Raw genomic sequence first — 2,153 nt, forward strand, 5'->3', positions numbered from 1 at the left:
CAGGTGGCACTTTTCGGGGAAATGTGCGCGGAACCCCTATTTGTTTATTTTTCTAAATACATTCAAATATGTATCCGCTCATGAGACAATAACCCTGATAAATGCTTCAATAATATTGAAAAAGGAAGAGTATGAGTATTCAACATTTCCGTGTCGCCCTTATTCCCTTTTTTGCGGCATTTTGCCTTCCTGTTTTTGCTCACCCAGAAACGCTGGTGAAAGTAAAAGATGCTGAAGATCAGTTGGGTGCACGAGTGGGTTACATCGAACTGGATCTCAACAGCGGTAAGATCCTTGAGAGTTTTCGCCCCGAAGAACGTTTTCCAATGATGAGCACTTTTAAAGTTCTGCTATGTGGCGCGGTATTATCCCGTATTGACGCCGGGCAAGAGCAACTCGGTCGCCGCATACACTATTCTCAGAATGACTTGGTTGAGTACTCACCAGTCACAGAAAAGCATCTTACGGATGGCATGACAGTAAGAGAATTATGCAGTGCTGCCATAACCATGAGTGATAACACTGCGGCCAACTTACTTCTGACAACGATCGGAGGACCGAAGGAGCTAACCGCTTTTTTGCACAACATGGGGGATCATGTAACTCGCCTTGATCGTTGGGAACCGGAGCTGAATGAAGCCATACCAAACGACGAGCGTGACACCACGATGCCTGTAGCAATGGCAACAACGTTGCGCAAACTATTAACTGGCGAACTACTTACTCTAGCTTCCCGGCAACAATTAATAGACTGGATGGAGGCGGATAAAGTTGCAGGACCACTTCTGCGCTCGGCCCTTCCGGCTGGCTGGTTTATTGCTGATAAATCTGGAGCCGGTGAGCGTGGGTCTCGCGGTATCATTGCAGCACTGGGGCCAGATGGTAAGCCCTCCCGTATCGTAGTTATCTACACGACGGGGAGTCAGGCAACTATGGATGAACGAAATAGACAGATCGCTGAGATAGGTGCCTCACTGATTAAGCATTGGTAACTGTCAGACCAAGTTTACTCATATATACTTTAGATTGATTTAAAACTTCATTTTTAATTTAAAAGGATCTAGGTGAAGATCCTTTTTGATAATCTCATGACCAAAATCCCTTAACGTGAGTTTTCGTTCCACTGAGCGTCAGACCCCGTAGAAAAGATCAAAGGATCTTCTTGAGATCCTTTTTTTCTGCGCGTAATCTGCTGCTTGCAAACAAAAAAACCACCGCTACCAGCGGTGGTTTGTTTGCCGGATCAAGAGCTACCAACTCTTTTTCCGAAGGTAACTGGCTTCAGCAGAGCGCAGATACCAAATACTGTTCTTCTAGTGTAGCCGTAGTTAGGCCACCACTTCAAGAACTCTGTAGCACCGCCTACATACCTCGCTCTGCTAATCCTGTTACCAGTGGCTGCTGCCAGTGGCGATAAGTCGTGTCTTACCGGGTTGGACTCAAGACGATAGTTACCGGATAAGGCGCAGCGGTCGGGCTGAACGGGGGGTTCGTGCACACAGCCCAGCTTGGAGCGAACGACCTACACCGAACTGAGATACCTACAGCGTGAGCTATGAGAAAGCGCCACGCTTCCCGAAGGGAGAAAGGCGGACAGGTATCCGGTAAGCGGCAGGGTCGGAACAGGAGAGCGCACGAGGGAGCTTCCAGGGGGAAACGCCTGGTATCTTTATAGTCCTGTCGGGTTTCGCCACCTCTGACTTGAGCGTCGATTTTTGTGATGCTCGTCAGGGGGGCGGAGCCTATGGAAAAACGCCAGCAACGCGGCCTTTTTACGGTTCCTGGCCTTTTGCTGGCCTTTTGCTCACATGTTCTTTCCTGCGTTATCCCCTGATTCTGTGGATAACCGTATTACCGCCTTTGAGTGAGCTGATACCGCTCGCCGCAGCCGAACGACCGAGCGCAGCGAGTCAGTGAGCGAGGAAGCGGAAGAGCGCCCAATACGCAAACCGCCTCTCCCCGCGCGTTGGCCGATTCATTAATGCAGCTGGCACGACAGGTTTCCCGACTGGAAAGCGGGCAGTGAGCGCAACGCAATTAATGTGAGTTAGCTCACTCATTAGGCACCCCAGGCTTTACACTTTATGCTTCCGGCTCGTATGTTGTGTGGAATTGTGAGCGGATAACAATTTCACACAGGAAACAGCTATGAC

At 49.5% G+C, this 2,153-nt stretch carries 2 protein-coding genes; one reads left to right on the top strand and one right to left on the bottom strand.

What is annotated here, in order from left to right; translation table 11 throughout:
- Positions 1 to 131 precede the first annotated feature (131 nt).
- A complete protein-coding gene (locus HKX41_10340) occupies positions 132 to 992 on the top strand; it encodes a class A broad-spectrum beta-lactamase TEM-116 (GenBank protein ID NNC24537.1) in 861 nt (286 codons plus the stop codon).
- Positions 993 to 1,425: 433 nt separating this feature from the next.
- Here the strand turns inward: HKX41_10340 and HKX41_10345 are convergent, their stop codons facing one another.
- A complete protein-coding gene (locus HKX41_10345; protein NNC24538.1) occupies positions 1,426 to 1,746 on the bottom strand; it encodes a hypothetical protein in 321 nt (106 codons plus the stop codon).
- Positions 1,747 to 2,153 lie beyond the last annotated feature (407 nt).

The organism is Salifodinibacter halophilus, from assembly GCA_012999515.1.
GTDB lineage: Bacteria > Pseudomonadota > Gammaproteobacteria > Nevskiales > Salinisphaeraceae > Salifodinibacter > Salifodinibacter halophilus.

Bases quoted from the DNA above. Each gene is read 5' to 3' on its own strand.
- HKX41_10340 (NNC24537.1), top strand. From the start codon at position 132: ATGAGTATTCAACATTTCCGTGTCGCCCTTATTCCCTTTTTTGCGGCA.